This is a genomic window from Viridibacillus sp. NPDC096237 (assembly GCF_050278625.1).
Lineage (GTDB): Bacteria > Bacillota > Bacilli > Bacillales_A > Planococcaceae > Viridibacillus.
Window position 1 is genome coordinate 67,000 of the sequence record NZ_JBNNTI010000020.1, and the last position, 6,330, is coordinate 73,329.

Genomic DNA, 6,330 nt, shown 5'->3' on the forward strand with positions numbered 1-6,330 from the left:
GATTATTATTTAGGGTTTATCCATTCGTGTTCTATAATACTGTATAAAAGAGAATCTCGCCAACCATCCTTCAGTAATAAATCTTCTCGTATTCTGCCTTCTTTTGTCATACCGATTTTTTTTAATACTTTTGATGACCCTACATTTCTTGGGTCACAAGTAGCAAAAATACGATGTAGATTTAATGTCCCAAATCCAAATTCAATCAAAATCGCCTGTACCAATTAAAATTCCCTTTTCAATTATGGCAAATACAAATCCACTTCTTGGATTCTTTGTAGCATCTAAAATAACTTGTTTTACAAAATCTTGTGACTCTTCTCTGAATTTGGCCCCCACGGTTGATATTGGCGAACAATAAGTTGAGAGATGAAGCTCATTATAATCGTTTACTAAATTTTGCGGTTAAGTGTGAATCGGAAAGAATGAAACACTCAGAAAAACGATAAAACTAGTGATTGGAGTGCAGGCGGCGACTCCTTGGGGAACTAGTGAACATCTTGAGACCCCGCAGGAGTGTTAGCGACGAGGAGGCTCAAGGTTCGTCCCCAGGAAAGCGTCCGCCGGAACGGAAATTAACGGCATCGAAGAAAAATAAAACGGCTTGAGTCCATTAGAACATAGGGCTCAAGCCGTTTAAGCATATTACTATATCGACTGTCTACTTGACAGTAAGCAGTTCAAAACCGGCGTGGGTTATTGTCTTACTGCTTTTTCACTTTTTCTTGCACTTCGTGTAATTGCTGCTTGATCAGCTCTAAGTATTCTTTATTTTGTTGGACTGTATCCAAATTCTCACCATATTGTTCTGCATTCAAGCGTGCATTTTCTGCATGTTCTATTTGATTGAAAGTATGCTCAATCGCTATCTCCTCCGGGTGTGACTTTACTTGCTTTAACATACGATCTGCCTTTTGGACAGAGTTGCTAAACAAAGTGCTTGGATGATCCTGTTTCCAGCTTGTCTCTGAGTGCTTAGCCAATTATGCCTCTTCCCTTCCTACCAATTAGATAAATTATCTAGACATAGTATTGTAAAAAAGTCCAGAAAATATGCACGGATTAATATCCGTATATCTATGTAATGTAATCTAATTAATGAATTTTAGTACAAAACTTTGACTATTAATACATCATCTAAATAAAGAGAAAATAAAAATCTAAAATAGCTAGTGGATATTCTGATTTTAGAACGGGGATCTCTGCTAAAAAAACAGCCCAACTAATCACTAGTCAGACTGTTTTCCCTAGATATACTACGTCATTCAAACGATTATTCAGCGCATTATATGTAAATCCCTTCTTAACAAAAAAGATAGGCCAGTAAAGAAGTTTGCATATTTTGCTAATCTATTCAACTTTAAAGCAGAGTTTCACTTTTTCATATATAAGTAAATTTTATAAAAAAAGTAGTTCCTTCAGATCCTGTTTGAAATTCAATTTTTGCGTTATGACGGGCAGCAATGGCATAGCATATGCCCAGTCCTAAGCCAGTGCCATTATCTTTGGTCGTGTAAAATGGAGTACCCAATTTCTCTACTATCGCAGGACTGATACCTTCTCCTTGATCCCGTACTGCAAGAACTACACAATTTTCATCTCCTTTGTAGGTACTGATGGATAGAACCTTACCTGCGCTCATTGCTTCTAAGCCATTACGGTATAAATTTATTAACAATTGTCGTATTTCGTTACGATTTAAAAGTAAATCTGGAATGTCTTTCAGATTAAATTGAATAATTTTATTTTGATTAAATGTATCTATCTTTATTAAAGGAGTAATATCTCGAATAATAGAATTTAAATCTAACATCTGTAAATCGGATGTCTTTGTATTACCTATAGAAAGAAACTCAGTAATAATAGAATTGGCACGGTCAAGTTCTTCGATCATTACATTAAAGTAATCATTATGTTTTTCGAATTCGCTCTCTTTTTTTAATAGCTGCAAAAATCCTCGTACTGTTGTCATGGGATTTCTAATCTCATGGCTAATACCTGCTGCCATCTGACCTATTAAGTCTAGGTTTGATAATCTTTTCAATTCCTTCTCATATTTCTTTTTTTCGGTTATGTTTTTTAAAAGGCAACAGATTCCCTCATCATACGGGTAAGCAACTGCTTCGTACCAATAATCACCATAGGCTGAGGTCATTTCGAAATGTACTGCTATTCGCTCTGACATCGCACGATGAAATTCCTTATACATGACCGTGTCTATACATTTCGGGAAAATTCCCCATATATTCTGGCCTAATACATCTTTTGCCGTTTTCCTTTGCGGCAAATATTGATGTTTATTCATGTAAATAAATTCCCACTCTTTGTTCAATGCAAAGAATCCATCCGTTATACTTTCAATAACACTTGTAACCTTTTCATTAGCAGCAGCTAGTTCCCTTGTTCGCTCTTCTACCATATTTTCAAGTTGGTCCATATATAACAAGTTTGAAAACGTAGGGGCTGTGGCGTCGACTATCGATTTTGCTAATTGAATTTGAGTTTCATCGTAATTACAAGTTTCCCCTCCTAAATTGACAACTGTTATAACCCCTAATACTTCCCCCATTGAAACCAGTGGAATCATAAGTAGACTCATACTATCTATATTTGGAGTGAGAATTATACTTTTTGTTTCAATAACCTGTTGAATCATAGCTTCGTAGCTTTGGTTCATTCTTATGCTTTTAAGATTCGCCATCCAATTCGCTTCTGTCCAATCACAGTCTTTATTTACTTTCATGAATGTGATTGTGTTTTTTCCCAACGGATCAAGGATGTGGGCTGCACTTTTTTTGCTATCTAAAATCTTTCCTAAGTAGTAAAAACATTTATCAAGACTTTTCTGCACGGAGGAACACATCGACAAATCACGTGTAACATCGAGTAACAACTGCTTTTCTGCAATAAGGTTTTCCTTTTGCTTTAAATTATTTGCGTTTTGAATTGCAACTGCAGCCATATTCACATATGCTTCAACACTTTGAATTTCCGACTCTGTTAAATTCATCGACGTTCCATAATCAAATAAAAAAACTAAACCAAATATCTCTTGTTCGTATGAGATAGGCAGTGCTAATAAGGATTTAATTTTAAAGGCTTCTACCGATCTCGGGTCCAGCCGATTATCCTTTGAGGGATCAGAGATATAGATGGTTTTTTTAGTTTCAATAACTTCTTTGGCCAATAAGTCTGTTTCAATATCAATTACCTGTGTATCGAGCGTTATGCCATTCATATCTTCTGGTTTTCCTACAAATCCTCTAAATGTGCCATCTTTTTCGGGTAAATAAATACCAACCGAGTTACATTGCACGATTTCCTCGGATATTGCCTGCGTTACACGCTGTAAAACTTCACGTAATTCTAACTTTGTATTAATTACTTTGGTTATACTCGCGAGCCTAGAATATCTCGTCTGTTCAATTAACATTCACATGGTCTCCAATCAAAGCCTACTAAAATTAAAAGTATAATTTCTAGCTAACAGTCTAGTTCTAGATCAGTTTACTATTTTTAATTTTATATCTGTATCCTATTATACATGGAAAACCTCTATTACTTATGATGCGGTTCATCGTAACTAATATTAATTTGTATTACTACTTTTTTAATCTTTATTATTAAATGGTCGAATTGTAATATTAAGTGCAACACCCAAGACAAAATAAAAGAAGCTCATAACAACACCGTATAAAATGAAAGTTCCTACACAAATCACGGGGGTGCTGTTATGAGCTATAAACATCTTGCCCTATCAGAATGTGCGAAAAGAGACTTTACTTGAACTAGGTTATTCGATTCTTATTAGCGCTTCATATAGATTGTTAGTTGTTGTTCCATACCTATTTCTAATAATTCATAATGGTTTAAAACATGCGAAGTGTAAGTGAATCTTTTGGTTCCAAACATAATTGCTTCACCTTTTGCTGCGGCTAAGAGCCCAGATACATCATTCGTTTGTGTTTTGAAAATAACTTCTCCATCCGAATCAGCAAACTCAACTTTCATATCTATCACCTCCCAAAACAATTATAAATTGTAGAACACGCAAGTTTGCAATGCATATCTGACAATACTACCAATTTACACTCCAGCAAACGCACGCTATCTACATAACACCTCTTCTAGACCGTTTTAATCAATTGAGTATTTCCTAAAACTTCAAACCCTAATCTTGTGTAATAGTCAAACACCTTCTTATTGGAAGGGTTTGTTTCTAGTTGAAGAGCTACGATATTATCCATTTTCTCCATACAATTAAGAAAATAAGCACCTATTCCTTTATTTCGAGACTTTTCTTTAATGTGAAGCTCATCTATGAATAGAATGTTTCCACCATATTCGTTACTCCAAAAGTAAACTAGTATTGAATATCCGATAATTTCATTGTTGTTTAATAAAATTTTAATCCGAACCTTTTGAGTATTTTTTTACACTCATTAATAGTAGCGTCTACTTTTGTGCGGTTCATCAGTTGCCCTTCTAGATCATCGCTGTAGAGGGAACTTACCATTTCAAAAAATTCATTGTAATCTTCGTCCAAATAATCCCTTAACTTTATGTTCATCACCTTTTCACCTCAATTTAATTTTATAGAGAAGGTAATTTTGTAGCCATCATACATATCTGATTAAACTATTAATTTACACGTATACGAATATAGTCCCCCCCCTTACAACTGATCAATGAGCACCTACAAGAAAAAGTAATGCTTATTTACACTTGAAATTGTCGTCCCTAGAATTATAAATTTATTCAATATATAATGTGATTAATTGTTGTAATATTAAAACACTATAGTTAATTTCTGTTTTTAATTTTCTATGTAAATTCTAAATTTATAAGTAGAGGAGATGTCTTATGATAGAGTCAATTACAATTAATGAATTGCAAGAGGCGCAAAAACACACTAACTTTGTAATTTTACTACCCACATTGCCCTCTACCTACTCTATTGACAATATATCTTTAAGAAAGGAATCGAGTAAAGTACGTTCTTCTATCCGGTTTGAAATAAAAAATGAAAAAGGAATTATAAGAATTAAACAGTTTTTCTATGATTGGGCTATACCTGTGATAACTGCTGATACTAATTTAATAAATCAAGGTAAATCTTTTAATATAGATGGAATCGTTGGGTTTATAGGGATAGATTATAAAGGTAATCAAGCAGCATGCTTTGCAAGATGGTTTACTAATATTGAATTATCTGTTTTAGAAGGGGTATACGAGGAAGAAGAGATTTTGTTAATTTTAAATATGTTAGAGCCAGTTGATGAATCCTATATAGAGAGTTTGGGCAAGCAATCTTTTTCTACTAGCAGCTTTACTTCTCGTTTTAAAAAACCAAAATGGGATAAAGAGGATGAAGTTACACGAGTTTCATGGTTCGAAAATGATATTACATTTCTAAAAGAGTTGATGATAGAAATACCTATATCTCTCCCTCACAGATATGATGATTATTTTTTAGACTCCATAGGATATCAAGATCATCATACAGGTACAGAATTACACCTTTTATATAGGTCTCAATTAAATTATACAGATGGATTATGGCTTTGGATTGCACCCCAAAATTTATCTGACCCTTTACCTACACGAACTGGAAATAAAATTGGAAAAAGGCAGAGTTGGAATATAAAAAAAATAAGTTGTGATTTTTTAGGTGTTCCAATTAAAGATATTTTTTTATGTAGACAAAATACTTCTTATAGAGGTTGGGCTATACATTGGGAAAGAGACAAATACATTTATCACTTGTATATAAGACCTTCTACTGTCTTTAAACTTAGACAGATTAAAGATTTTTTAACTTTATTACATTCCTAAATATCTCTAGTAATTCTAGACCTCAACCCAAACTTAGTACATAAATAGCTGGGTGTACCGCCACTAGGCTGTTAAGTTATAAAATTTATTGTTTCCCAAAACGAAAAAGACAACCTGATTTCTCATGGAAAGCTAAAAAGAAATAAATTTTTCGTTTTGGGGATACTTAAAATATTAGCTTGATGGGGATAGGGTCAATCCCGGAAAATAAATAATGAGATTTAATTGTATTTTAAAGTATTGGTATGTCAACACTAAACTGGACAACTTTTATAAGGACTGCTGCTTGAATTCCACCGGTGTTAAATAGCCCAGTGTTCCATGAATTCGAATATTGTTGAACCAATGAACATAATCATCAAGTTCAAGAACGAGCTGTTCAAGTGAAGAAAAGTGCGCCCCATTAGCGAATTCTGTTTTAAATACCTTAAACATCGCTTCAGCCACGGCATTATCATAAGGACATCCCTTCATACTTAATGATCGCTGAATTCC

At 33.9% G+C, this 6,330-nt stretch carries 7 protein-coding genes; 1 reads left to right on the forward strand and 6 read right to left on the reverse strand.

What is annotated here, in order from left to right; translation table 11 throughout:
- Window positions 1-5: 5 nt before the first annotated feature.
- The 5 genes from ACQKMD_RS12550 to ACQKMD_RS12570 all read right to left on the reverse strand — a co-directional run bounded on the left by ACQKMD_RS12550 (window position 6) and on the right by ACQKMD_RS12570 (window position 4,412).
- Window positions 6-224: a GNAT family N-acetyltransferase gene (locus ACQKMD_RS12550; RefSeq protein WP_427752456.1), complete on the reverse strand. Its 219-nt coding sequence runs from the start codon at window positions 222-224 to the stop codon at window positions 6-8.
- Between the two features lie 480 nt (window positions 225-704).
- Window positions 705-983 (reverse strand): hypothetical protein, encoded by a 279-nt coding sequence (locus ACQKMD_RS12555; RefSeq protein ID WP_427752457.1) that lies wholly within the window; start codon window positions 981-983, stop codon window positions 705-707.
- A gap of 398 nt (window positions 984-1,381) precedes the next feature.
- On the reverse strand, window positions 1,382-3,433 hold the full coding sequence (locus ACQKMD_RS12560) for a GAF domain-containing protein (protein WP_427752458.1): 2,052 nt from the start codon (window positions 3,431-3,433) through the stop codon (window positions 1,382-1,384).
- A gap of 374 nt (window positions 3,434-3,807) precedes the next feature.
- The gene (locus tag ACQKMD_RS12565; protein ID WP_427752459.1) at window positions 3,808-4,011 is read right to left on the reverse strand and encodes a thymidylate synthase; all 204 of its coding nucleotides are present in this window, start codon (window positions 4,009-4,011) and stop codon (window positions 3,808-3,810) included.
- Window positions 4,012-4,127: 116 nt separating this feature from the next.
- On the reverse strand, window positions 4,128-4,412 hold the full coding sequence (locus ACQKMD_RS12570) for a GNAT family N-acetyltransferase (protein WP_427752469.1): 285 nt from the start codon (window positions 4,410-4,412) through the stop codon (window positions 4,128-4,130).
- A 451-nt stretch (window positions 4,413-4,863) separates the two neighbouring features.
- Between ACQKMD_RS12570 and ACQKMD_RS12575 the strand changes: the two genes are divergently transcribed.
- On the forward strand, window positions 4,864-5,835 hold the full coding sequence (locus ACQKMD_RS12575; RefSeq protein WP_427752460.1) for a hypothetical protein: 972 nt from the start codon (window positions 4,864-4,866) through the stop codon (window positions 5,833-5,835).
- Window positions 5,836-6,105: 270 nt separating this feature from the next.
- On the opposite strand, the gene ACQKMD_RS12580 is transcribed toward ACQKMD_RS12575, so the two are convergent.
- Window positions 6,106-6,330: transposase (locus tag ACQKMD_RS12580; RefSeq protein ID WP_427752461.1), on the reverse strand; the 225-nt coding region annotated here is incomplete at its 5' end.